This is a genomic window from Kitasatospora sp. NPDC048296, from assembly GCF_043201815.1.
Lineage (GTDB): Bacteria > Actinomycetota > Actinomycetes > Streptomycetales > Streptomycetaceae > Kitasatospora.
Genome location: NZ_JBICZB010000018.1, coordinates 65,069 through 89,899 on the forward strand (window position 1 = coordinate 65,069; position 24,831 = coordinate 89,899).

The window sequence follows — 24,831 nt, forward strand, 5'->3', positions numbered from 1 at the left end:
TGGGGTCATTCGCCGATGACCACGCCGCACGCCTTGGCGTGGGAGCGAATCGCGGCGCGGGCCTGGGCGAGGTCGTCGAAGGTGATCTCGGGCATCAGCGCGAGGGTGTAGTCCCGCATCGCGTCCTCCGGCATCACCACGTCCCGGTGCGCCCAGCGGGCCGAGACCTCGGCGAGGGTGGCGTCGTCCGCGACGGTGAGGCCGAGCCTCGCGGCGGCCTGCCGGGCAGCGTCAGGGGTAGTGAGGTAGGTGTAGTCGCGGGCGCCAGGCTGAGGGGAGAGCACCTCAACGTCGACCGCCGAGAACACGCCGTGCTTGCCGCCCTCGGTGATCAGGGCCAGGATCCGCTCAAGGTTCTCACCCAGCAGGGCCTGGGTCATGCCGATATGGCCGACGACAAACCCGGCGCGGATCAACATGCCGTGGTCACGGGCGACGGTGATGGCGGTCGAGTTGAGTTCGTACAGCCGCTCGGCCTCCGCGAGCACGTCGCGGCGCCGGCCGCCGACCGGCTTGTTCATGGCCGCGAGCGACAGCGGCGCGCCAGCGTCCATGCCGATCATGATCTGGCGCACCCCGAGGGAGGTGAGCAGCGCGGTCTTGCGGGGGTCGGCGATGCCATCGGCGCGGCCGTAGCCCACCAGGAGGGGCCGCTCATCCTCGTGAAGCGCAGACCACCAGGTGGGTGCGTCTGCGGCCATGCCGTGCAGCAACTGGGCGAAGGTGAGCGGGAGTTCGTCGGCGGTCAGGTAGTGATAGTCGTAGCCGGCGCTCCACGCCGCTTCGATGGCGGCCCACGCCTGGGCTGGCGTGAGCTGGTTGCGCCACAGCTGCCCGGGGTGGATGGAGCAGAACGAGCAGGCGTCGTCGGCGGCGAACTTCACGCAGCCGCGCCCGATGTCGACCGGCACACCAGCCGTGACCGTACGGCCGAGCAGCTCGCGGATCCGCGGGGCGATCCGGTGACCGAACTGCCTGGTGTACAGCGGCGTCTGCGGGAAGGCCCGATCCACCAGGGTGTAGTCGTAGCCGGAGAAGACCGGCTCCGCGCGTGGGGCGGTGGTGTGCACGCGGCCGTCGGCGCGGTACACCAGGCCAGGGAAGGCCGCCGGGTCGATCGGCGCATCGGCGCGCAGGGCGCCGACCAGGTCGGTGAAGGGGACCACGACCTCGTTGCCGACGAAGCCGTAGTCCAGGCTGGGCGAGGCGGTCATGCACGCCTCGGCCAGGGAACTGAAGTGGTCGTTCCCGGCGACGGTGGCGATCCGGGCGTCAATGGCCTTGGCGTGCCGGGCGATCAGGACGCCGGCCTCGTAGTTCGCGGTCAGCATGCCCAGGCACACTGCCAAGATTCGGTCGGCGTGGGCGGTGATGTACTCCAGGACGTCGTCCAGGGGCGTGATCGTGCCGTCGACGTAGACCGGCTCCAGCGCCGGGTTCGCCGCGAGGGAGGAGACGAGGGACAGCGCTCCCAGGCACAGGAAGTCCGACCAGTCGGAGTGCTCCTCGGGGCGAGTGACGGTCAGCAGTCGACCGGTGATGACGGTGTTGGAGTTCGGCGGGACGACAACCAGGACAAGATCACGGGGCATGGCGGTTCGCTCTCTGCGGAGTCGGGGCGCGCCAGCGGGCGCGCGGGTCGAAGGTGACCGGCCTGGCTCACAGCTGAAGCTGCGGCCAGCGGTCGGCCAGGGAGGCGGCGAGGTGGTGCATGGCGGCGGCCGAACGCCCGGCAAGCAGGCGGCGGTGCTCCTGCTGCCAGCGGTGGCGGCGCAGCGCGACGAGGACGGCCGCGTACAAGGCCGCGTCGCGCACCAGGCCGCCGTTCAGGGCGGTTCCGCTGCCCTGCTGGTAGCCGGCCAGCAGGCGGCCAGCGCGGCGTGGGGAGAAGGCGCGTCGGCAGCACAGGCCGAGCAGCGTCATCCCCACGTCGAGGTGGGGCAGGTCCAGTGAGCCGTCCTCCCAGTCGAGGAAGACCAGGCTTTGGCCGCGGACGACGATGTTGTCCGGGAACAGGTCACCGTGAACCGGGACGAGGGGGCCGTCGTGCTCGGGGACGTGGCCGACGGCGTGCCAGGTGGAGCGCGCCCACCGGCCGAACGCGCTGTCGGGCAGCGAAGCCAGGGTGGCGGCGTCGTCCTCGTCGAGGCGCAGGTGCGGGCGCAGCGCGCTGTCGAAGCCGGCCGCGGCGGTGCGGTGTACCCGCCCGAGGAGGAACCCGGCCTCGTGGACGAGGCGGGCCGGCAGCCGGGCGGGGCTGCGCCCGTCGACGAAGTCGCAGACGATGACCGGCCGGCCGCCGAACTGGGTGACCCAGCCGCCGTCGTGCAGCGCCCGCAGTCGCGGCGCGGGGGCGCCAGTGAGCTCCAGGTGCCGCAGGAAGCGGGCGTACTCCTCGGCCTGCTCCGGCGTCTTCTTGTTCAGCAGGGTCATCACGAACGTGCCGCTGGTGGTCTCCGCCTTGAGGTGGGTGTTCTCCATGCCGCCCGGGAGCGGCCGAGCCCGTCGCAGCGTCAGGCCGTACGCGTCGAGCAGGCCGGAGACGTCCTGCCCGGTCAGCGGCACGCCGGCTTGGGCGGTGTTCACCGAGCCTCCCGCGTCGCCGGCGGGAGGGTGGCAGTGATGTCGGCGACGGCGGTGTGGGGGTTGGTGACGGCGCGAAGCGCCTGGTCGAGGCCGGTGAGCGTGGCCTCGATGCCGGACCTGGTGGCGGTGTCGGTGCGCCAGGTCAGCGTTCCGGCCAGGTGGCCGGCGTGCTCGCCCAGGACCCAGCGCTGCTCGATGCTGGTCGGCGCGTGACGGGGGCCGATCCGCTCCAGGTCGATGTCCTTGCAGTGCAGACCGTCCAGGGTCAGCGAGGTGGTGCGCATCGTGTTGAGCGCGAGCGTCACCCGGTACAGCGGGCCCGCTTCGAGGGCGCCGGTGCCGCGAAGGTCCTGGTAGAGGTCCTGGATGGGCAGGGCCTGGTGCTCGATGGCCTCGGTGACGGCGGCGTTCGCCTCCGCCACCAGCTGCCCGGCAGTCATCGCCGGGTCCATGTGCAGCCGGATCACGGCGGTGTTCACGAAGTAGCCGATCAGGTGCTCGGCGCCGGGCCGGGCCCGGTTGGAGATCATCATGCCGATCCGCACGTCTGGCTCGCCGCCGGCGTGGTGGAGGACCAGGGCGAGCGCGGCGAGGAACGGCCCGGCCACGCCGCCGCGCTGCGCGCTGGTGGCCGCGGTCTCCCGCAGGCTCCGGACGAGGTCGCCGGGCACGAGGACCGGCTCGACGTCCACCGGGCTCAATCCGCCGGGCGACGGCTCGGCCGGGTGGCCGGGCAGTGGCGGGGCGAGTCGGCGGCGCCAGTAGGCGAGCTGGCGCTGTTCCTCGGGGCCGCCGCGCTCGGCGCGCATCTGCCGGCTGTGGGCGGCGAAGGTGCGGGGGATCGCGGGCAGGTCCGCGTCCCGCCCGGTGCGGGCGGCGTTGTAGAGCTCGGACAGGTCGCGGTAGAGGACGCCGATGGACCAGCCGTCGCTGACGGCGTGGTGGATCTGTAGCAGCAGGACGTGCCGCTCCTCGGCCAGGCGCAGCAGGTGCACCCGGAAGAGGGGGTCGTGGCGGGGGTCGACCAGGTGGGCCGGGGCGTGGTGTAGCAGTTCCTCGGCCGTGGGGAGCTCCTGCCCGGCTGGGAGGTCGAGCGTGCCGTGGGTCATCGGGTCCGGGGCGTGGTCGGTGACGAGCTGCACGGGCGTGCCGTCGGGCCGGCGGCGGAAGCTGGTGCGCAGCGCGGACTGCCGGGCGACGAGCGCGGTGACGGCGCGCCGGAGGGCGGCGGTGTCCAGGGGGCCGTCGATGCGGACGGCGCTAGTGTCGATCGGGCGCAGCCGGGTCGGCGTGCCCGGGGCAGGCCAGGAGCCGTCGGGCAGGGCGAACTCGGCGTCGAACAGGCGCTCCTGGCCGGGCGAGAGCGGCGCGATGTCGGTGACGACCAGGGGCTCGGTGGCGGTGGTGGTCATGCGGGCTCTCCCTCGGTGGCGGGGTGGTCGGGGATGCCTCCGAGGAGGGTGTGCAGCAGCACGAGGTGTTCGCCGCCGGGCAGCAGCCAGCGGATGCGGTCGAAGTCGACGCCGTGCACCGGGGCCAGCCCGAGCCCCGTCTCGGTCGCGGCGTGGCACAGCAGCTGGCCCATGTAGCCGGCGTTGAGCAGGGCGAGGGGCTCGGCGTCACATCCGTACAGCGGGGCGGAGTCGGCGGGGTCGGTCGCCAGGAACACGGTGAACGCCGCGGTGTTCGCCAGGGGCCGGTTGGCCGGGCCGAGGTGGATGCCGGGATCGAGGTCGATGCCCGAGGCGTGGGGGGTGAGGTCGTTGGCGTCGGGGTGGTAGCCGTACAGGCCGCCGGGCAGGCCCTGGACGCGGCCGGGCCGCACGTGGAGGTGGACCTGTACGGCATATAGGCCGCCGGCCGAGGGGTAGAGGAAGGCGGGCCAGCCGCCGGCTTCGGTGCGGCGCAGGCTTTCCAGCAGGTCGGCGAGCGCGTCCAAGGTGACCGGACGGGTAGTGGTGAAGCGGCGTGGGGTGCGGCGCCGGGCCCGGGCGTCCATGCGTGCGGGCGCCCGCTCGGGCAGGGTGCGGGAGGCGGGGGCCGGGCCGTGGGCGGGCCGGGCGGCGCGGAAGGCGGCCCGCTCGGCGGGGTCGGTCAGCTGCGGCCAGCCGGACCAAGCGCCGGGTGCGGCCGGCGCCGGGTCGTCGGTGGGCGCGTCGGCGTACTGGAGGAGGGTGCGCAGGGTCGGGGCGGCGTAGAAGGCCTTCAGGTCGGGGCGGTGGCTGGTGTGCTGCTCGACGGTGTTGGCGAGGCGGATCACGTCGACGGAGGTGAGCCCGAAGGCGAGCAGGTCGTCGTCCAGCCCGGGTCGGCCGGGCGCGATCGCGGTCAGCGCCGCCCGCACCTTCCCTTCCAGACCGGTGTCGTGTCGGGCCGTCCTGGCGGCGGGCTGCGGTGTGGGCTGGTCGGCGGCGAGGCGCTCCAGCGCGCCGCGGTCGACCTTGCTGGTGGCGCTCAGCGGCAGCGCGGGCAGGACGGTGAACGCGGCCGGGAGCATGTGGGCGGGCAGGCGGCGGGCGAGGTCGGCGCGCACCGCGTCCAGCGGCCGGGCGGTGACGACGAAGGCGGCCAGGCGCCGGTTGGTGCGCTCCCCGGTGGCGACGACGGCGGCCTGCTCGACGCCGGGAACAGCGCGTAGCGCGGTCTCGACCTCGCGCAGTTCGACGCGGTAGCCGCGGATCTTGACCTGGGCGTCGCGGCGGCCGAGGAACTCCAGGGTGCCGTCGGGGCCCAGCCGACCCCAGTCGCCGGTGCGGTAGAGCCTGCGGCCGGTGCGGCCGTCGAAGACGAACGCGGCCTCGGTCAGCTCCGGGGCCTGGCAGTAGCCCAGCGCGGTGCCGTGGCCGCCGATGTACAGCTGGCCGGGGACGTGCACGGGACACGGCAGCAGCTGGTCGTCGAGGACCTGGACGCTCTGCCCGGTCATCGCGCATCCGTACGGGATGCTGGACCAGGCCGGGTCGACGTCGCCGATCTCGTGGAGGACCGACCAGATCGAGCCCTCGGTGGCGCCGCCGAGGCTGACGATGCGGCACTTCGGGGCGCGCTCGCGCAGCCGCCCGGGCAACTGGAGGGGGATCCAGTCGCCGCTGAGCAGGCACACCCGCAGGCCCTCCAGCACGGTGTCGCCCGGGGGCAGGGCCTCCAGGAGCAGGTCCATCAGCACCGGCACCGAGTTCCACACGGTGACGTGCTCGGCGCGGGCCAGGGCGGTCCAGGCGGCGGGGTCGAGGCGCTGGTCTCGGGTGGGCACCACCAGGGTGGCGCCGGCCGCGAGGGTGCCGAACAGGTCCCAGACGGCGAGGTCGAACGTGGACGGGGACACCGCCAGCACCGCGTCCGTCGCACCGATGCCGAAGCGCTCGTTGACGTCGAGGACCGTGTTGAGCGCGCCCCGGTGGGAGATCATGACGCCCTTGGGCTGGCCGGTGGACCCCGAGGTGTAGATCACGTATGCGAGGTCGTCGGCCGCGCGGACGCGCCTCGCCCGGTCGGCCGTGGCACCCGTGGTGGGGGTGGGGTCGTCGGTGAGGAGGACGGTCAGGCCGGCGGGCAGGCGGATGCGGTCGCGGGTCTCCTGTTCGGTGACGACAACCGCGGCGCCGGTGGCGGCCAGGAGGTCGTGGAGGCGTTCGGCGGGCCACGCGGGGTCCAGCGGCACGTAGGCGTATCCGGCGAGCAGGACGCCCAGGGTGGCGGCGGCCTGTTCGCGGCCGGGCCGGCACAGCACGGCGACGAGCTCCCCGGTCGGCCCGGCGGCGGTGATCCGGTCTGCGACCTGCCGGCCCGCGTCGGCGAGGTCGCCGTAGGTGGTGCGCTCGCCGTCGCACACGATCGCAGTGCGCCGCGGGGTGTGGTGGGCCTGCTCGAAGAACGGCTCGTGCAGGAGCCGGTCGCCGCCGAGCGGCGCGGCGAGCTCGGGCGCCGGAGCGGCTGAACCGAGGCGAGGGCGCTCGGGGGCGCCGGGGTCGTCGATCAGGGCGCGCAGCTGGGCGGCGTGGTCCTCCAGCATCGCCTGGGCCAGGCCGTCGGGCAGGCGGCCGTCGATGGTGTCGAAGTTGATCACGAGGCCGTCGGCGGCCTGGTAGGTCTGGTAGTCGAGCAGGACCTGCGGGGTCTGGCCGATCCCGAAGCCGATGGTGCCGGGGAACGGGGTGGCCGGCTCGGCGCCGGGTACCTCCAGGTCGAGGGTGCTGGTGAACACGACGGGCGCGGCGGCTGTGGTGCGGTCGCGGGCCTCCCGCAGGTCTCGCAGAACGTCGACTCCGCTGTAGCGGGCGTGGTCGAGGTCGGACCACAGCTGGCGTTGCAGCGCGCGAAGACGGCCGGCGAACGTCGGCGCGCCCAGGTCGATGCCGGTCAGCACGGTGGAGGTGAAGTCACCGACGATCCGGTTGATCTGCGGGTGGACGTCAGGCCGGTTGTAGATGGTGGTGTTGAGCAGGAAGGTGCTGCTGTTGGTGAACCGGCCCAGCGTCTCAGCGAAGACGGCCATCAGCAGCACGGACAGGGTCGCGCCATGCGCGGCGGCGACCCGGCGCAGCGCGGCGAGGTCGTCGGCGGGCAGACGCAACTGCCGCCGGGAGAACCGCGGACCGCTGGCCGTCTTCGCGGGTTCGGGCAGGAGCGGCAGCGCGGGCGGCGCGGGCAGGGCCGGGAGCTTCGCCCGCCAGTAGGCGCGGTCGCGCTCGTACTGCGGGCCGGTGGCCAGGGCGGGCAGGTGGGCCACGAAGTCGGCGAACGTCACCTTGAGCGCGGGCAGTTCGGCGCCCGGGTCCTCGTAGAGGGCACGGGCCTCGCGGTAGAGGATCTGCCAGCTCAGCGCGTCGCCGATGAGCAGGTCGAAGCTGAGGAACAGGCGGGTGGCGCCGCCGGGCAGCAGGGCCGCCTCGATGGTGAACAGCGGCCAGGTGCCGGTATCGCGGCGAGCGTGGGCCAGCCGCTCGCGCATCCGGGCGAGTTCCGCCTCGACGTCGGCGTCAGCGCGCAGATCGGTGGTGTGGATCCGGTACGGCGGGACGTCGGTCAGGATCTGCTGGCGGCCGTCGGGGGTGGTGACCGCGCGCAGCATCGGGTGGCGCTCGATCAGGGCCCGCCAGACGGCGGCCAGCTTCTCCAGGTCGACCTCGGGCAGATCGGCCTCGGTGTAGAGGTGGGAGTCGACGCCGCCGAGGTCGAAGTCCGTGCTGCGCCCAGCCCAGTACGCCTGCTGGATGCCGGTCAGCGCGAACGGCTCCCCGGTGTCGGCGTGCAGGGCGGGGGTGAGCGGGGGCAGCGGGTCGGGCACGGCGGTGTCGGCGGTAAGGAGGTGGCGCACCCGGGTGGCCAGCGCCCTGGGGGTGCCGGCGGTGAGCAGGTCGCCGAGGGTGAGGTCGACGCCGAGCGTCGTTCGCAGCCTGGCCGCGAGCCGCAGTGCCAGCAGCGAGTGCCCGCCCGCGGCGAGGAAGTCGTCGTCGGCGCGGACCGGCTGGCCGAGGACGTCGGTGAAGGCGTCGGCCAGCACCCGCACCAGCGGGTCGCCGTCGCCGGCCGCCCGGCCGGGCGCCGGGACGTCGCTGGTCGCGGGCCGATGGGGCTGGAAGGGGGTGAGGTCGCGGGTGATCGCGGCCAGGTCGGCGACCAGAACCACCTGGTCCGACAGCCGGCGAAGCATCGTGTGCAGGGCGTCCAGCGCGGCGCGGGCGTCCTTGTCCCCGACGCGGGTGCGGTCGTTGACCACGCGCAGGCGCACCCCGTCGAACGTTTCGACGACCAGGGCGAGCAGGTGGCGGGTGCGTCCGCCCTCGGACCGGATCCCGGCCGTCTCCAGCACCAGGCCGGCCCGGGAGCGGGCGTCACCGGCGTGCGGGTAGTTGGCGATCGAGACCACGCTGTCGTACAGCGTCCCGCCCGGCGCGAGCCCGGCCCAGGCGTACAGGTCCGCGGTGGAGCAGAGGCTGTTGGCCTCCGCCCGGGCCAACAGGTCCTGGACGTCGCTCACCCGGCGGCTGGCGTCCCCCGCCGGGGTGGGCAGGCGGACCGGGACGGTCGTCGCGACGGGCCCGATGAGGTGGGCGATGCCGGGGAACGCGGCGGTGCGCCCGGAGACGGTGACGCCGATGGCGATGTCGTCGCGTCCGCGCTGCCGGGCGGCGATCAGGCCCCAGCAGGAGATCAGTACGGCCGCCGCCGTGGTGCCGTGCGCCCGGGCGAAGCCGTCCAGGGCCTCGGCGGTGGCCGCGTCCACGTCGATGCGGTGCTGCCCGTACCGCTCCTGATCCGGGTCGAGCGGGTGCTCGGCGGGTGCGGGCAGCGGCGGGTAGCCAGTCAGGTGCCCGGTCCAGTACGCCTTCTGGCCGCTACGGTCCTGGGCGGCGAGCCAGCGCGCATACGCGCCGAACTGCGCCGGCTCGGCCGGGGCACCTCCGGTGGCGTAGCGCTCCAGGAGCTCCCGGACGAGCGCGAGGTGCGACCAGCCGTCCAGCACGCCGTGGTGGTGGGTCCACACCAGGCGGTGCCGCTCGCCGTCGAGGTGCTGCACGGCCAGGCGCAGCAGCGGCGGCCTCGTCAGGTCGAACGGCCGGGCTCGCTCGGCGCGCAGCAGCGCCTCCAGGTCGGCCTGCTGGCGGGCGTCGTCGTGGCCGCGGCTGTCGACGACGCCGATCGTGATCTCGCCCCGGGTGAGGACGACTTGCTGCGGGTCGGCCGCCAGGTTCCAGGCGAGGCCGGTGCGCAGGATCTCGTGGCCGTCGGTCAGCCCCGCCACGGCGCGCTCCAGCCGGGGCACCTCCAGCGGCCCGGCGAGGGGGAAGACGGCCTGCTCGACGAACAGGGCGTCGTCGGGGGCGGCAAGCGTGCCGAGGAGGAAGCCCTGCTGCGCAGGGGTGGCGGGGTGGACTGCGGCGATCGTGCGGTCGGTCATGATCGTCATCCCTCGAACGTGGCGGTGATCCTGCTCAGGTCGGCGACCGAGAGCCCAGCCGGCCCGGCGGTGGTCTGCGGGCGGATGGTGAGCGTGGTGGCCGCGCGGCAGGTGAAGGTGTCGGCAAGGTGCTCGACGGTGGCGGCCGGGATGAACGCCTCGTCGAAGCGCCACCTGACCTCGACCGCGTCCGGGCCGGTCCAGCAGACGGCCTCCAGGCCGAACAGCGGGCCGGCGCCGGACTCGGGGAGGTCGGGGCCCCGGCCGCCTGGGAGGTCGCCCAGGTAATTCAGCGCGACCGGTGGCAGTGCTCCGGTCCAGTCGTGGGGCTCCTCGATGCGGTGGTGGAGAGCGGCTGCCAGCGCCGCCGGGTCGGCCAGCAGGTGGTGCTCGGCGCGCAGCGGGCGGAAGTCCGTGAGCCAGCCCACCGCGGCCGACAGGTCGAGACCGGGCCGGTCGCGGCCGTGGAACTCGGCACACAGGGCGGCCGGCAGGTCCGGGCGCACCTCGGCGAGCGCACCCAGCAGCGCGGCCCCGAGGACGGCGAGCGCCCAGCGCGGCGCGGCCTGCTGCGCGTCGGCCAGGTGCCGGCGGGCATCCACGTCCATCCGCGAGACGACGGTGCGGCAAGTCGGCGCCCCGTCCCGCCCGGGCCAAGTGGGGAAGGGTGTCGCGGGCCGTCCGTCCTGGTGCCGCAGCCACGCCGCATACCCGTCCCCGCGCTGCCCCGCGGAGGCGGCCGGACTCGCGTACGCGTGCCACAGCTCCTGGTTGAGGCTCTGCAAGGAGACGACGTCGGCGACCAGGTGGTGGACGACCCACACAATGCGCTCCGCCTGGCCGACGGCACGGATCAGGCACAGACCCACCAGCCCGCCGGCGAGGCCGATCCCGTCCTCCACCTGCTCCAGGGCCCCGGCCACCGCCAGCTCACGGGAAGCAGGCGGGACGCCGTCCAAGTCGAGGACGTGCACCGGAACCGGGCCGGGCTCGCCCAGCCGGGCCGTCCACCGGCCGCCGAAATTCGCGAACGACGTCCACAGCGCCGGATGCCCGGCCACGGCCGCGGTCAGCGCCCGCTCCAGCCGCCCGGCGTCCACCGGCGCGGGCGCCTCGGCGCTCCACCGCAAGGTCCACCGCTCGGGCCGGGCCTCCCCGCGCGCGAGGAAGCCAGCCTGGTGAGGCGTCAGCGGCACCGGCCCCAGCTCCACCACGGCCCGTGCCCCGGCGGGACACGCCGCAGCCGCGATCCGGCGCAGGGTCCGCCGCTCCAGGACGTCGTGCACCGTCAGCTCCAGGCCCGCCCGCTGCGCCCGGCCGGCCAGCAGGACCGCCTTGATGGAGTCGCCGCCCTCGGCGAAGAAGTTGGCGTCCGGGCTGCTCGGCGGCGCGGAGAGGACCTCGCTCCACAGCGCGGCGACCACGGCGAGCTGAGGGTTGGCGCCGTCCAGTGCCTCCTGGCCCGCGGCAGGCGCGGGGCGGGCGGCCAGCGCCCGCCGGTCGACCTTGCCGTTGCCGCGCAGCGGCAGCTGGTCGAGGACCTCGTACCGGTCGGGGCGGGCGAAGTACGGGAGCCGGTCGGCGGCCAGTGCGGCGGCTTCCTCCAGCAGGGCGGCCGGAGAGGCGCCGTCTGCGGGGACGAGGAACGCGGCGGGGATCGGCGTGCCGCTGGTGGCGCTGGTGACGACGGCAGCCGCCGTGATGCCAGGGTGACCGGTCAGGACGGCCTCGATCTCGCCGGGCTCGACGCGGTAGCCGTGGATCTTGAGCTGGTCGTCGCCGCGTCCGAGCATCACCAGCTGCCCGTCGGCGCCGAGGACGGCGAGGTCACCGGTCCGGTAGGAGCGGGCGCCGGTGTGCGGGTCGGTGGTGAAGCGGGCGGCGCTCTCGGCAGGCCGGTCAAGGTAGCCGACTGCGACGCCGGGCCCGGTGACGACGAGTTCCCCGGCGGTGCCGGGCAGCGCGAGCCGGCCGTCCGGCGTGCGCAGCTCGACCTCGGTGTTGCGGATCGGCGTGCCGATGGGCACCGGTCCGGCCGCCGGGTGCTCGCCCAGGCGCAGGGTGTGGGCGCAGCAGCCGACGGTGGCCTCGGTGGGCCCGTACTCGTTGGTGACGAGCAGGCCGGGCGCGTCCAGGAGGTCCAGGGTGGCGGCGGTCAGCTGCTCGCCGCCGACGACCAGGTGCCGGGTGGCCCGGGTGATCTGGGCGCCGGTCAGGAAGGTGGCGAGCAGGCGCAGTCCGCCGGGGGTGACCTTCAGTGGGCTCAGATCGCGGGCCCGGTCGAGGGCCGCAGCCAGGTCCTTCGGCTCGTCGGAGGGCAGCAAGGTGACGGCCTGCCCGGTCAGCAGCGGCAGGAACAGGCTGGTGACGGTCATGTCGACGCTGATCGGCGAATGGACCAGGGTGCCGCTGCCGCCCGGGGTGTCGTAGTGGTGGGAGGCCCAGCTGAGGTAGTTCATCAGCGCCGCGTGGGTGATCGGCACGCCCTTGGGCCGGCCGGTCGAGCCGGAGGTGTAGATCACATACACGTCCGTCTCCGGCCGGATCTCGACCGGCTCCGGTTCGGTGGCCGGGAAGTGGGCCGGCAACGCGTCGATGCGCAGCACCGGCGTGCTGCCGTCCAGCGGGAGCCTGTCGAAGCCGTGCTGGTCCGTGACGATCAGTCGCGGGTCGGCGTCGGCGAGCAGGTCGGCCACCCGGCCGGCCGGGAGGGCCGGGTCGATCGGAACGAACGCGGCGCCGCGGCGGGCGACGGCCAGCAGCACGGCCAGCAGCGGCACCCGGCGGCTCATGCGCACAGCCACCCGGTCCCCGGCGGTCACCCCCCGTTCGGCCAGCACCCGGCCGAGCACGGCGCTCGCGGCGTGCAGTTCGCGATAGGTGGCCTCCTGGTCGTCGTCGCGGGCAGCGCAGGCGAGCGGGGTGCGCGCCACCTGGGCGTCGAACGCCTCCACCAGGGTGGCGGGCGCCGCAGCGCTGGTGGCCGGCCGATCGGCACTGTGAAGGCGGCTGCCGGAGGCGAGCGGGTCCAGGATCCGCCCGACCGCCGCCGTGGCCGGGATGTCGAGCAGGTCCGGCAGGCCGGCACACAGAGCGTCCAGCCAGTCGGCCAGGCGCCGGGCGCTCTCCTCGGTGACGGCGGCACCGTCCGCGTCCAGGGTGAGGCGCAGCCGGCCGCCGGTGTGCAGGGAGTGCAGGTCGAGGCGGATGCGGTCGGTCGCGGCCCGCAGCGTCTCGATGGTGGCGTCCAGGCCCGGACCGAAGTCGAGCCCGGGCGCCTCCACGTGCCGAACACCGGCCGTGTAATCGCCGCCCGGCAGCAGGTGGGTGAAGAAGTCGCCGAACCGGGCGGCGAGCGCGATCTCCCGGTGGCAGCTGCGGATGGTGTCGGCGAGCGAACCGGCCGCGTCCGGGCGCACCGGCACGGGGACGCAACGGCCCAGCAGGCCGATCGTGTCCGGCAGCTGCTCCACCGGCCCAGGGATGAACAGGCCCAGCGCCCCGTCCTCGCCGGGCGCGATCCGCTCCAGCAGCAGCCGCCACACCGTCACCACGACGGCGTCCACGCCGACCTGGAGGTCCCCGGCGAGACGGATGAGCCGGTCTGCGTTCGCGTCGTCCAGCGGCACGGGAAGGTTCAGGCGCGGGCCGGGCGCGGCGGTGCGCATCACCAGGGCGCGGGCCAGCTCCTCGGCCCCCGTGTCCAGCCGGCGGGCCTGCCAGTGCTCGCGGCCGGCAGCGGCGTCCGGGGCCGTGAGCAGCCCGGCGAGGAAGGCGTCGACCGTGTGCGGGGCCGGGCCGCTCGCCCCGGCCGCGGTCCCGGTCCGGTAGCCGGCCGCAACGGCGGCGGCGGTGCGCAGCAGCCCGGTGGTGTCCGCTGACCCGAGTGCCGGGCTCAGGGTGAGGGTGTGGCTGCCGTCGGCGTGGCGGACGAGCCGGACCAGCGGCTGCTCCCCGTTGCCGCGGGCGGGGGTGAGGAGGTGGGCGTCGGCGATGGAGGCGAGGAGGTGGCGTCGAAGCGCGGTGTGCTCGCGCACGGTGTGCTCGGCGGCGGTGCGGAGCCGGCCGGTGTCCAGCGGCCCGGTCAGGCGCAGTTCGAGGAGCGGCTCGGTGAAGGCGGCGGCGGGGTGGGCGGCCAGGTGGCGGTGCTGTGGCGCGGTCGCCGGATGGGCCGGGCCGTCGGCGGCGGCGTTGATCTGCCACACGGTGTCGCCGTCGAAGGGTAGGGGGCTCGTGGTGGTCACCGGGGTTCGCCGTCCTCTCGCAGGTTGGCCAGTCGGTCACGGACCAGGTCGTGCACGGTGGCGGTGCCGGGTTGCAGAAGGTCGCGCAGCCGTTGCATGGGCAGTTCGGGCAGGGTGGAGAGCGCGGCCAGGACGAGCGGGTACGCCTCGGCCAGCCACGGCGGATCCACGGGGTGGTGGGCGTGGGCGTTGAAGCGCAGCAGTGCGCTCGCACCGTCGGCGTGCTCCTGGACGTCGAGCATCAGCGGGTACGGCACCGGCCACAGCGCTGGCTCGCTCCACGCGACGGTGCAGCCGGGCAGGCGCAGCGGGTGCGTGGCGGGCGGCTGGAGGGTGAAGAGCGTGTCGAACACCGCGCCGGCGCCGTCGGCGACCATCCCGTAGGGCACCTCGGCGTGGCTCAGTGCCTCGGCCGCGGCGGCCACTGCCGTGTCGAGGCGTCCGCCGGCAGTGGCGGACCAGTCGATGTGCGCTGGGATGGCGACGAGGTTGGCGAAGAAGCCGATCGTGTCGGTGAACGGCTCCTCCGTGCGGCCTGCGACCGGGCAGCCCGTCACGACCGCGTCGGTGCCGGCCGCGGCGGCGAGCAGGACCTGCCAGGCGGCGAGGTGGACGGCGACCGGGGTGGCGGACCGGCTGCGCGCCGCCGCCCGAGCGGAGGCCACCAGGTCGGCGTCCAGTGCGAAGCGCAGGTGGCGGGGTTCGACGGGCAGACCAGTGGGGGTGCTCCATGGCCGGGCCGCCGTCCGCTTGAGCGCGGCGCGGACGGCGGCCATGCCCTGGTCGAACGCGCCGCTCTCGCGCCGCCGGACGGCCGCGGCACTGTACTGGGCGAACGTCGCGTCGGCCGGGGCACTGGCCAGGGCCTGCGGGTCCGTGTACGCGGCGCCCAGGTCACGTTGGAGGACGTCGACGGACCAGCCGTCGGCGGCGCTGTGGTGGAGCATCAGCAGCAGCACATGGTCGTCGGGGGCCAGCCGCAGCACGGCCGCACGCACCATCAGGTCCCGGCCGACGTCGAACGGCGCCTGGAAGAACCGGTGGGCCAGCAGGTCCGCCTGTCCGGCGCGGTCGGTCTCCGGCAGGCTCGACAGGTCGCTGAGCTCGATGTCGACCTCCTGGGCGGTCAGCCGCCGCTGTACCAGCGTCCCGCCGTCGTCGACCAGCACGGTGCGCAGGGCCGGGTGCCGGGCGACGGCCGCCGCCAGCGCCGAGCGCAGCCGGCCGAGATCGAGCGGGCCCGTAATCTGGTGCGCCACGGGGATGACCTGGGCGTTTCCGCAGCCTCCGACCGCCTCCGCCGCCCAGATGCGCTGCTGCCCGAGCGACGCCGGCCCGGCATCCTCGTCCGCCGGCAGCTCGATGGCCGAGCGCTTCCTGGCACCCGCGTGCCGGGCCGCCCTGCGGACGGTCGGCTGCGCCAGAAGCTCGTGGACCGCCAGGTCCACACCGTGGCGGCGAAGGCGCGCGCAGATCACGGCGGCGGTCAGCGAGTCGCAGCCCAGCGTGAACAGGTCGTCGTGGACTCCGATCGGTCCGACCTTGAGCGTCTCCTCCCAAACCTCGGCGATCCGGCGCTCCGTCTCGGTCTGCGGCGCGACGTAGGGGGTGGTGGAGGCCGTCTCGCCGGGGCGCCGGTAGGCATCCGCGGCCAGCGCGGCGGCCTGCTGCGAGACGGGCCACCGCACCTGAGACGGTGCTCCGGCGGCGGGGAGCCCACCGGCGGCCGGGGCCGCGGCGGTTTGCGGCGTGGTGAGGAGCCGCCATTCCAGGGCGGCGGCGGCCGAAGCATCCACCAGGTCGGGAGTACCGGCGAGGCTGTACCGGGTTCGGGCCGTGTCGGCGAACTCCAGCGCTGGCCGGTTGCGCGGCCCGGGCGTGCCAGTGAGCGCGAGGCCGACCAGGGCGAGGGCGGTGGCCTGCTCGGCCAGCTCCCGCAGGATGCACCACTCGACGTTGCGTCCCAGCGCGCGGCAGCTGACGAAGAGGTCCCGGACCCGCAGCACACGCCCGTCGGCCTCCGCCGAGACGAAGCCGACGAGCCCGTAGTCGCCGAATCGGTCGCGCACCCGGACCGACAGCGCCACCCCGGTGCCGGCGAGCACCTGACGGACCGTTCCGGGCGTGTGGCTGCGCAGCGCCAGGTTGAACTGGGTGGTGCGGGCCGCGAGCTGCGCGATCCGCTCCACCTCGTCCTCCGTCGCGGGGGACACCTCCACCTGGAGGTCCAGCTGCTCCAGGTACTCGGACGTTGTCGCCGTCTGCGCGGCGGCCCTCCGGCGCCGGGCCTCCACCGCGATCAGGCCCGTTCGGGCCCGGTCCTCTGCGGTCCCGGTGCCCTCCAAGTCGAGCTGCCACGTCCCGTTCAGAGCGGCGGGGAACTCCCGTGGGTCCGCCGGCAGGTCGACGACCGTGATTCCCGGGTGCGCGATGGCGACCTCGGCGCGCTCGGCCGCGCTGTCGTCGACGAAGACCAGCGACTCCACCGCGAAGCCGAGCTCGTCGGCGATCTCACTGATGGCGGTCGACTTCGGGCCCCAGCCCACTCGCACCGACACGAAGTCGCCGAGGCCCAGAGGCATGTCCGGGTGAGCGGCGAACACCGCTTCCACGTCGGCGAGGTTGTTGCGCGAGCACAGGCACAGCACCCGCCCGGCCTCCAACTGCTCCCGCAGGAACTCCTGCACCTGCCGGTAGGGGCCGCCGGCGTCCACGTTCTCGGGCCCGATCTCGCCGCACACCCCGCCCCACAAGGTGTTGTCGCCGTCCACGACCACGGCCTTGGCCACCGGCCGCTGCGCGGCGGTCGTCCGGCGCAGCACCGCCTCCGCCCACGGCAGCACCACCTGCGATCCCTCAGCGCTGGCGCCGGCCGGGGTGCAGGACGGTGGCGGCTCCACCCAGGTGAGGCCGCGTGCCTCGACGGCCCGGCGGGCTTGCCGCGACTCGGCGGCGCTCGCTCCGGGCGCAACGGTCACGTACAGCGGCAGGGCCGACGTGGCGGCCCAGCGCTCGGCAGCCTCGACCTGGCGGCCCAGCCACGGGGCTTCCGGGCGCGAAACGCCGGGCCGCCGCAGACCGTACAGCATGTGGATCTCGGACCCGGCGAACAGCGCGTCCTGGTCGACGACCGTCTCGAAGCCCCGGCTCTGGAGCATGGCTCGGAGCCGTTCCACCCGTCCGTCAATGTCGTGGACTTCGGCGACGACCTGGTCGATGAGGGGCCAGTGCGCGTCGTCGATCCCAGCGAGGACGTCCTCCTCCGCGCGCTCGGCGTCGACCTTCAGCAGGTGGATGCGGCCCACGCTGTTGTCGCGGATCCAGTCCGACAGGCGGATCACCGGCACCGCGATCTCCTGCCGCTCGGCGGTGCGCGCGAGTGCCGTTGGCGCGAGCGCCTCGGCGGCGACCGCCCGCAACTCGACCGGCAGCCCGGGAAGGGACTCGGCCTGATGGCGGGCGTACTCGCGCACGATGTGCTGGTCACGGTCGGCGTCGGTGTAGAAGCCGGACTGGAGGGACGACTGCGGGTAGAAGGTGAGCACGCTGGTGCCGGCGCTCGCACCGATGGCGGCCCGAGTCACCGTGCCGCTGATCCCGTAGAGGCTCATGTTCGCCTCCAGTGCCTGGGCCACGGCGGGGACCGGCTCGAAAGCGTGCACCGTGACTCGGGTCGCCTGCGCGGCGGCGAACAGTGCGAACACGCCGACGTTGGCGCCGACGTCGACCACCACGTCGCCGTCGCAAACCTGAAGGCCATACCGTAGGTACTGATTCCGGACCACGATCTCGTCGTAGAGCTCGCGGCTTTCGTTCCGGTGCATCTCCGCGATCGCGTGGCCGTCCGGCAACGTGCCCCATGCCGCGGAGGGGATCTCGTGCTCTGCACGGGCGGGACGTGGTTGCGGCAGAGCGCCCAGTGCCCGACCGAGGACGGCGAGGTTCGCGCCCCAGCTGGCCGGCTGAAGGCCGCCTTCCACCGTCGTAGGCAGGCCCACGTCCTCGGGTTCGACGCGGCGCGCGGACACGGGCAGGCCGACGGCCTGCCCCCAGGCATGCAGGGCCTCCACGGCCGGGCCCGTGACACCAAGGACCTGGATCTCGAACGCCAACGACCGCGCCGTCCGGCCGACCTGCTCCACCGTCACATCCGGGTCGTCGCCCAGCGCCCGCCACATCGTTGCGGCCTGGGCGGCGAGTGCGTGAAGCAGGCCCGGGTCCGCGGCATCCTTGCGCGCGGTGAACGTCCACTCCAGGCCCTCCGGGACCGTACGGACCACGCAGCTCAGGGGAGACAGGAGGTCGAGCGGGGCCTGCCCGTCTCCGGCGTAGCGGAACGCTGGCAGCCCGCCGACACTGACCTGCCGCCGCAGAGCCGCCAACGAGCCGGTCCCGGCCGCCGGAGCGCTCACCCAGCGATGGGAGAGCGCCCGTAGCGCGACCTGCGGCACGACCTGGAGCTCCTCGACCTGCGGCTGCTCCCCGGCATCCTCGGTGCCGCAGGTCAGGCGCACATCCTCGCTGCCGGTGGCGATTGCCAGGACAGCCGCGAAGACTGTCCGTGCGAGCAGGTCAGGCTCGCACCCTTCCACCGTCGCCGACCAGTACGCGGCGGGGGACACGACGATGGAGACTGCCGACCGGCCATGCCCGTGGCCTTCGTCGAACGCTGGAGCCCGCCCCAACGCCCCTGTCCGCGACAACCCGAGATCGGGCTGATCTGCCCGTGAAGACACCACTCTTCCCCCTGACGACGTGAACCACCTGAACGTGCGTCAAACCGGTTCGCCGGCCGAGCAACCGCGGTCCCGCGAGACCTAAGGTTCCGGCCCGGCCTGATCGCCCCGGCCGTCCTAGGAGACTCCTGGCGAGCGGTCACAGGAAGGGCGCCAGCGTCATCTCGGGTGGCCTCGCGGTCATCCAGCGGTCATCCACCGTGGCCGCCCTCTCCCCGAAACGGCTTCGCCCAGGGACACTGGGACCGTCGATCCGGCAACGAAGGTGAGTGCACCGTTGAGCGATGTCGGGGCCCTGCTGGACTACCTCGTCAAACACCACGGAGGGAAGGCGGAAGCGCTCCTGAAACGGGTGGAGGAACGGCACCAGCGCCTGGGGTTCGGCAACTTCGCCACCAACAAGCAGAAGCTCCACCGGTGGAAGAAAGGCACCACGCCCGACCGGGAGGCGCAACTTGCACTCGCCCATCTCCTCAACGTCCCCCGACGCGATGTCCTGGAGCTCGGCTGGCCTGCCTGGCTGGAAAGGGCCGTCCCCGATGTCCTACTCGCACCACACCGCGCGACCCCGACCGCGCTGAAGGCCCGAAAGGCCGGTGAAACCGTGGAACGTCGTCGGTTCATGATCACAACCGCGGCCAGCGGCATGGCCATCGCCCTGGCCCCCCTCACCCCCGCCCCCGCCGCCCGCACCTGGACCGGCCGGGTCGGCAACAGCGTCGCCACCCTCCACGAAGAACGCCTGGAAGCCCTGCGCCACCTCGATGACAAGTTCGGCTCCGGCCACGTCTACAACGCTGCCGTCGGCGAATTTGACATGATCGCCGGCGCGCTGCGCACCGCCACCTACAACGAGAGCACCGGCCAGCGTCTGCTCGCAGCCGCCGCCGATGCCCAGCGCGCCGCGGGCTGGACCGCCTACGACAGCGGACACCCCGACCGCGCGGAGGAACACTTCGCCGACGCCGCGGAAGACGCAGTTGCCGCCCACGCTCCGGAGGTGCTCGCCAACACCTTGGCCTTCTGGGCCATCAAGTGCTACTCGACCGGCGACCCCCGAGCAGCGGTATCGCTCGTCGCAGCGGCCCACGCCCACGGTCAAGCCACCGGCTCCGCTCGCATGCTCGCCATGCTCCACGCCCGAGCCTGCCGCGCATACGCCAAGGCAGGGGACCTGCGAGCCTCCGACCGGGAAGCCAACGCAGCCCTGGACGCCTACAGCCGCGCCGCCCCCCTCGACGAGGACCTGCCGTCCATGTACTGGGTCAACCTGGGAGAGATCCACCAGCTGCTCGGTAGCTCCGCGCTCAACCTCGGCCACCCCACCCGAGCACTGCTCCACTTCCAACAGGCTGCCACCGCCGGCAGGGCCGAAATCTACGACGACTACGACGGCGACTCCTTCCCCCGAGGAGCAGCGATCTACGAAGCCCGGGCTGCCGAGGCGTATCTCGAACTCAATGACGTCGAGCAGGCCGTGGCGGTGGCCCACCAAGCGGTCGACCACATGGGCGGCGTGAACTCCGCGCGTGGCAGCACCGCTCTGGCCGATCTTCGGAAGAAACTGCGACAGCACGCAGGCGCACGTGAAGTCAGGACCTTTCTGGAATTCACCGCGTAGGACGTTTGGGGTGGGCGGCGGCCGAAGCCACCGCGAGACGGTCAGGCGGCGGGCTGCTGGCCCTGATTGTCGAGGTGGCAGCGGGCGGTCAGGCGTCAGGGTCGACTTCGGGGTGCGTGAACCGCACGGGCTTGCCCAGCGACCGGGAGTAGGCGATTTCGGCTCGGGTGCTGTCGCCGATGTAGTCGCCGACCACGAGGACCTCGTCGGCGAGCCGGATCTTCGCCCGGTGCAGCTCGTCGAGTCGGGCCTTCAGCGCCTCGGCCTCGGCAGGATCGGACCAAAGTTCGTGCGGCGACTTCAGGTCACAGCCCGGTTTGACGACAATCCTTCCGGCTTCGGTCTCCCGCAGATCGGCCTCGGTCATCTCGGTCATGAAGCGGGTGGAGCCGCAGATCACGACGATGTGCGGGAGGCTCAACAGCTTCTTCGCGTCGGCGAGCTTCTCCTCGGGGGTGAGCGGTTGCGAATGTGACACTGGTTTCTCCTCTGTGCGGACGCGGCCCGGGCGGCAGCGACGCCGGATCCCTCCCTCCCGGGCCTTCACCGCGAGCGCCCCGCCGATCGGGCCCAAGGGCCCTGCGGGCGGGGGCGCTCTGGCGCTCGACCGTCACGAGCGGACGGCCGGTGATGCGCCGAGTCGGTGCTGCGCCCGCTGCGCGGCCGAGTCGCCGGCCAACTCGGAGCGAGGGTGGCCGACGACGCCGCGATGAGCCGGTCCGGTCTCGGCGAGGAACTCGTCGAGCAACGCCCCGGCCCGCTTGGCCGTGCGCAGCGCCAGCAGGGTGAGCGCGTCCATGTCGATCCCCGGCATCGGCGTGAGCGAGACCCGGGGGGCGGGGTTCGTCCCGGAAGCTGGCGCCGGGGGAAGCGGCGGCCGGGCGGAGCGGTGACGGCGGGAGAAGGCGCCGTCGGCGGACACCTGAGGAAGCTCTGCGGCAGTGCCGGCCCGGAAGCTGCGGGCGAGGCTGCGGTGGTCGGGGTCGGCGACGCCGGCCAGGAAGTCGGCCGCCGAGCGGCCGCGCAGGAGCAGCAGGGTGAACGGGTCGTTGTCCAGGAGACGGGCGGTCTGGAGGATCGCGGCGCCCGCGTGCTTGCAGACCATGCCGCGGCGGGCGGGGCAGTTGCAGCTCACGTGCAGGTCGCGCGCGGTCGGAAGGAGCGGGACGTCGTTGCGCTGGGCCTCGATGAGCAGCCGCTCGGTGATCTCGGCGCTGCCGAGCTGCGCCCATCTCAGCGGCAGGGCCCGGGCGATGTGCGTCAGCTCCCTCCAGACGTCCGCGGGCAGGGTCGCAACGTTCACCCCCACGTGCATCCGCGAGGCGTAGAGGTCCCACTCGTTGGTGGCTTCGTCGTCGGCCAGGACGCAGTAGATGGTGCCGGCACGGGCGATCGAGTGCTGGCCGGGCACCGTGAGGGAGATCGTCAGCTCGGTGATCCGGGCGGTGCGGGCGTAGGGGCGGGCGCGGAGGATCCGGGTGCGGGTGGCCGGGTCTTGGGTCAGGGCGTCGAGCCAGGCCTGGCCGACGACGGTCATGGCGTCGATCTTGCCGTCGCAGGCCGGGATTGGGGTGAAATCGCGGTTGTAGGCGACGGGGCTGGCCAGGCTCACGGGTGCCTGCGCAGGGTGACGAGGTCGGCGAGCTGCTGGTCGGTCAGCTCGCTGAATCCGGCTTCGCCGCCGGTCAGCACCAGATCGGCGAGGCGGCGTTTGTCCGAGAGCACCTTCATGATGTTGTCCTCCATCGTTCCTGCGCAGACCGGCCGGTGGACCTGGACCGTCTGGGTCTGCCCGATCCGGTAGGCGCGGTCGGCGGCCTGGTCCATCACGGCGGGGTTGTACCACTGGTCGAGCTGGATCACGTGCCCCGCCTTGGTGAGGGTCAGGCCGGTTCCGGCGGCGCGCAGCGACAACAGGAAGACCGGGAAGCCTCCGGCCTGGAACCGGTCGACCAGCTTGGTGCGCTGGCGGGCGGTCAGCTTGCCGTGCAGCAGTTCGTGGGCGATGCCGCGGTCGGCCAGGTGGTCGGCCAGCAAGCCGGCCATGCGCACGTACTGGGTGAAGACCAGCACGGCCTGGCCCTCGGGGATGATCACGTCCAGCAGCTCGTCCAGCAGCGCGACCTTGCCGGACCGTTCGGCGAACGTCCGCCCGGCCGGGTTGTCCTCGTCCTGGAGGTACAGGGCGGGGTGCAGGCAGATCTGCCGCAACGCGGTCATGAGCTTGAAGACCAGGCCCTTGCGCGCGATGCCCTCGGCGGTGGCGATCAGCTCCAGGTGCTCCTGGACGACCGCCTCGTACAGGGCGACCTGCTCGGTCGTCAGGTCGACCCGGTGGTCGGTCTCGATCTTGGGGGGCAGGTCAGGCGCGATCGCAGGGTCGGACTTAAGGCGGCGCAGCACGAACGGCCCGGTCAGAGCCCGCAGCCGGGCGGCGGCCACCGGATCGCCCTCGGCCTCGATCGGCCGGCCATAGCGGGTGCGGAAGTCGGCGTCGGTGCCGAGCAGGCCGGGGACCGCGAAGTCGAAGACGGACTTGAGGTCGGCGAGCTTGTTCTCCACCGGGGTGCCGGTCAGCGCCACCCTGGAGGCCGCGGGGATCGCGCGGACGGCTTTGGCGATGGCGGTGTGCGGGTTCTTGGCGTGCTGGGCCTCGTCCAGAACGGCCAGTGACCAGCGGCGGGAGGTGAGCGGCTCCAGGCGTCGGTGCAGGGTGGTGTAGGTGGTCAGCACGACCGCGTCGCCGGGCAGATCGTCCGGCAGGTGCTCGGGGCCGTGGACCCGGTGGACGGGGATGTTCGGGGCGAAGCGGCCCAGCTCGCCGGTCCACGAGCCGAGCAGGGTGGCCGGGCAGACGATCAGCGCCGGACCGGCGGTGTCCGGCTGTTCCTGCCGGGCCAGGTGCAGCGCGATCAGCTGCAAGGTCTTCCCGAGACCCATGTCGTCGGCGAGGACCGCACCGAGCCCGACCGAGGTCAGCTGCTGCATCCAGCCCAGGCCCGCTTCCTGGTAGGGGCGCAGGGTGGCCTGGAGCGCGGCGGGGATGGCCGGCGGCCGGTCGCGGGCACCGGCTACCGCCTTGCGGAGCACGGACAGCTGGCCGGTGACCGGGGCGAGGTCGACGACCTCGCCCCCAGGTCCGTCGACTCCGCCGGTGATCGCAGCGGCGAGTCCCTCGATGGCGGTCAGGTCACGGTTGCGCCGGCGGAGCTTGGCCACCAGCGCGGGGTCCACCCGCACCCACTGGCCGCGCAGCCGGACGAACGGCCGCCGGGCCTCGACCAGCCGGGTCATCTCCGCGGCGGTGAGCTCCTTGCCGCCCAGCGCCACCCGCCATCGGAACCCCAGCAGCTGGTCCTGGCCGAGCAGGGCGCCCGACAGCGCCGAGCCCGGACTTCTGGTGGAGATCTGGGCGCGCACCGTCAGCGCCCGGACCACGTCGCGCGGCAGCAACACGGCGCAGCCGGCCGCCGTGAGGTCGGCCGCGCTCTGGCCGAGCAGATCGTCCACCTGGTCGGGGGAGAGGTCCATGGCGGCGAGTCCGGGCTGGTCCACGAACTCGCGCATCGGAGGCCACGCCTGGGCCGCGGCGTGCAGTGCGACGCGGGCGTGAAGCCGCACAGGATCAAGTGACGGGTCGCCGTCGTCGTCCCACACCTGGCTCGCGCTCAGCAGCGCCTCGTCGACTCCGGTGCGCCGGACCTGAAGGAGGGCGCGGACGCCGAAGGGTCCGTCGTCGTCGATCGCGACGAGCAGGGAGATCCGCGCCAGCGGCGCCGGCGCGGGGGCGCTGTGCAGGGCGAGTTGCGGCACGTGCTGGGCCGGCAGCGCGGTGAAGACCGGCGTCCCGGCACGCTCGGGGCCCTCGGGGGTGCGGGCGAAGGCGTCCGCCACCGCGTCCAGGTAGGCCTGGAGCAGGAACAGCGGTTCGGGCAGCAGTGGTCGCCCGCTGTAGGACTCCTGGAAGGGGACCGCGTGGGCAGTCGGCGGCATCGCCCGCGCGAGCGCGGCGAGCTCTTCCCGCTCCTGGTCCGTCAGCGGCGCGCACCGCCAGGTGTCGTAGCCCGACTCGGTCACCGCCACGTCGATCCGCCCCCGGGAGATCAGGCGCAGCGCGAGCAGCGAGGCCGCGCCCCAGAACCGGCAGGCCTCGTCCCCGCTTCCCCGCAGCCGGGCCCGGCTCAGCACGGGCACAGCCGCGCTCACCGGCATCGACCAGTACGGCACCCGCGAAGTGCGCACACCGTTGGCCTGCTGGCGCACCACCACCAGGTGGTGGTGGGGGCGGTGCTCGGCCTCCTCGGGCGGTGACTCCGGCTCGGGCACCGTCACGTTCGGCCGCCAGAAGTGCACTCGGCCCAGCCGCGGCGGATCGGACGGCTCGAACGCGGCCGGCCAGTCCGTCAGGTCAGTGCTGCTCACCGCGGGGTCCTCGCTCTCTGCGCCGGCGACGACGCCATGCTGTCCCGGCTCAGCGGGAGCAGGGCCCCCGGCAAAGGGATTCACCTGATCGAGTGATGCTGGGAGCGGGATCCGTGCGCGGCTTCTCCCGCCCGTGCCACACCCTGCACGCCCGGGCCGCCAGCCCTAAGGAAGCGAAACGACGGGCCGGGTACCGGGCACCGGCTGGCTGCGGCGCCCACGCTACCGCTTGCACGACATCGTCGGCCCGAGCAGACAGAAGGGCTGTTGGGCCGCCTCGGGCATCGCCGTGCGAGTCAACGACCAGTCAGGATGACTCTT

Annotated in this window: 10 protein-coding genes; 1 reads left to right on the forward strand and 9 read right to left on the reverse strand. The window is 73.7% G+C overall.

From position 1 onward, the window contains the following. Positions 1–5: 5 nt before the first annotated feature. The 6 genes from ACGF12_RS13960 to ACGF12_RS13985 form a co-directional block, all read right to left on the reverse strand. Positions 6–1,592 (reverse strand): hypothetical protein, encoded by a 1,587-nt coding sequence (locus ACGF12_RS13960; RefSeq protein WP_393028538.1) that lies wholly within the window; start codon positions 1,590–1,592, stop codon positions 6–8. Positions 1,593–1,659: 67 nt separating this feature from the next. Next, positions 1,660–2,586, reverse strand: coding sequence for a phosphotransferase (locus ACGF12_RS13965; RefSeq protein ID WP_393028539.1), 927 nt, complete (start codon positions 2,584–2,586; stop codon positions 1,660–1,662). Then, complete coding sequence (locus tag ACGF12_RS13970) at positions 2,583–3,998, reverse strand: condensation domain-containing protein (RefSeq protein WP_393028540.1); 1,416 nt, start codon at positions 3,996–3,998, stop codon at positions 2,583–2,585. The genes ACGF12_RS13965 and ACGF12_RS13970 overlap by 4 nt, the downstream gene beginning before the upstream one ends. Then, complete coding sequence (locus tag ACGF12_RS13975; protein WP_393028541.1) at positions 3,995–9,487, reverse strand: amino acid adenylation domain-containing protein; 5,493 nt, start codon at positions 9,485–9,487, stop codon at positions 3,995–3,997. The genes ACGF12_RS13970 and ACGF12_RS13975 overlap by 4 nt, the downstream gene beginning before the upstream one ends. Before the next feature lie 5 nt (positions 9,488–9,492). Then, complete coding sequence (locus ACGF12_RS13980; protein ID WP_393028542.1) at positions 9,493–13,731, reverse strand: amino acid adenylation domain-containing protein; 4,239 nt, start codon at positions 13,729–13,731, stop codon at positions 9,493–9,495. Next, on the reverse strand, positions 13,728–18,353 hold the full coding sequence (locus ACGF12_RS13985; protein WP_393028543.1) for an FkbM family methyltransferase: 4,626 nt from the start codon (positions 18,351–18,353) through the stop codon (positions 13,728–13,730). The genes ACGF12_RS13980 and ACGF12_RS13985 overlap by 4 nt, the downstream gene beginning before the upstream one ends. A gap of 391 nt (positions 18,354–18,744) precedes the next feature. Here ACGF12_RS13985 and ACGF12_RS13990 point away from each other — a divergent pair, with 391 nt between their 5' ends. After that, on the forward strand, positions 18,745–20,088 hold the full coding sequence (locus tag ACGF12_RS13990; RefSeq protein WP_393028544.1) for a transcriptional regulator: 1,344 nt from the start codon (positions 18,745–18,747) through the stop codon (positions 20,086–20,088). A gap of 88 nt (positions 20,089–20,176) precedes the next feature. Here the strand turns inward: ACGF12_RS13990 and ACGF12_RS13995 are convergent, their stop codons facing one another. From ACGF12_RS13995 to ACGF12_RS14005, 3 genes are all read right to left on the reverse strand, one after another. Continuing rightward, positions 20,177–20,566: a hypothetical protein gene (locus tag ACGF12_RS13995; protein ID WP_393028545.1), complete on the reverse strand. Its 390-nt coding sequence runs from the start codon at positions 20,564–20,566 to the stop codon at positions 20,177–20,179. A 132-nt stretch (positions 20,567–20,698) separates the two neighbouring features. Next, the gene (locus tag ACGF12_RS14000; RefSeq protein WP_393028546.1) at positions 20,699–21,700 is read right to left on the reverse strand and encodes a hypothetical protein; all 1,002 of its coding nucleotides are present in this window, start codon (positions 21,698–21,700) and stop codon (positions 20,699–20,701) included. Continuing rightward, complete coding sequence (locus tag ACGF12_RS14005) at positions 21,697–24,510, reverse strand: DEAD/DEAH box helicase (protein ID WP_393028547.1); 2,814 nt, start codon at positions 24,508–24,510, stop codon at positions 21,697–21,699. The genes ACGF12_RS14000 and ACGF12_RS14005 overlap by 4 nt, the downstream gene beginning before the upstream one ends. Between the last annotated feature and the right edge of the window lie 321 nt (positions 24,511–24,831).

What these genes read in the sequence shown, in the direction of transcription:
- ACGF12_RS13960 (WP_393028538.1), bottom strand. Translation starts at nt 1,592, where the DNA reads ATGCCCCGTGATCTTGTCCTGGTTGTCGTCCCGCCGAACTCCAACACC.
- ACGF12_RS13975 (WP_393028541.1), bottom strand. Translation starts at nt 9,487, where the DNA reads ATGACCGACCGCACGATCGCCGCAGTCCACCCCGCCACCCCTGCGCAG.
- ACGF12_RS13970 (WP_393028540.1), bottom strand. Translation starts at nt 3,998, where the DNA reads ATGACCACCACCGCCACCGAGCCCCTGGTCGTCACCGACATCGCGCCG.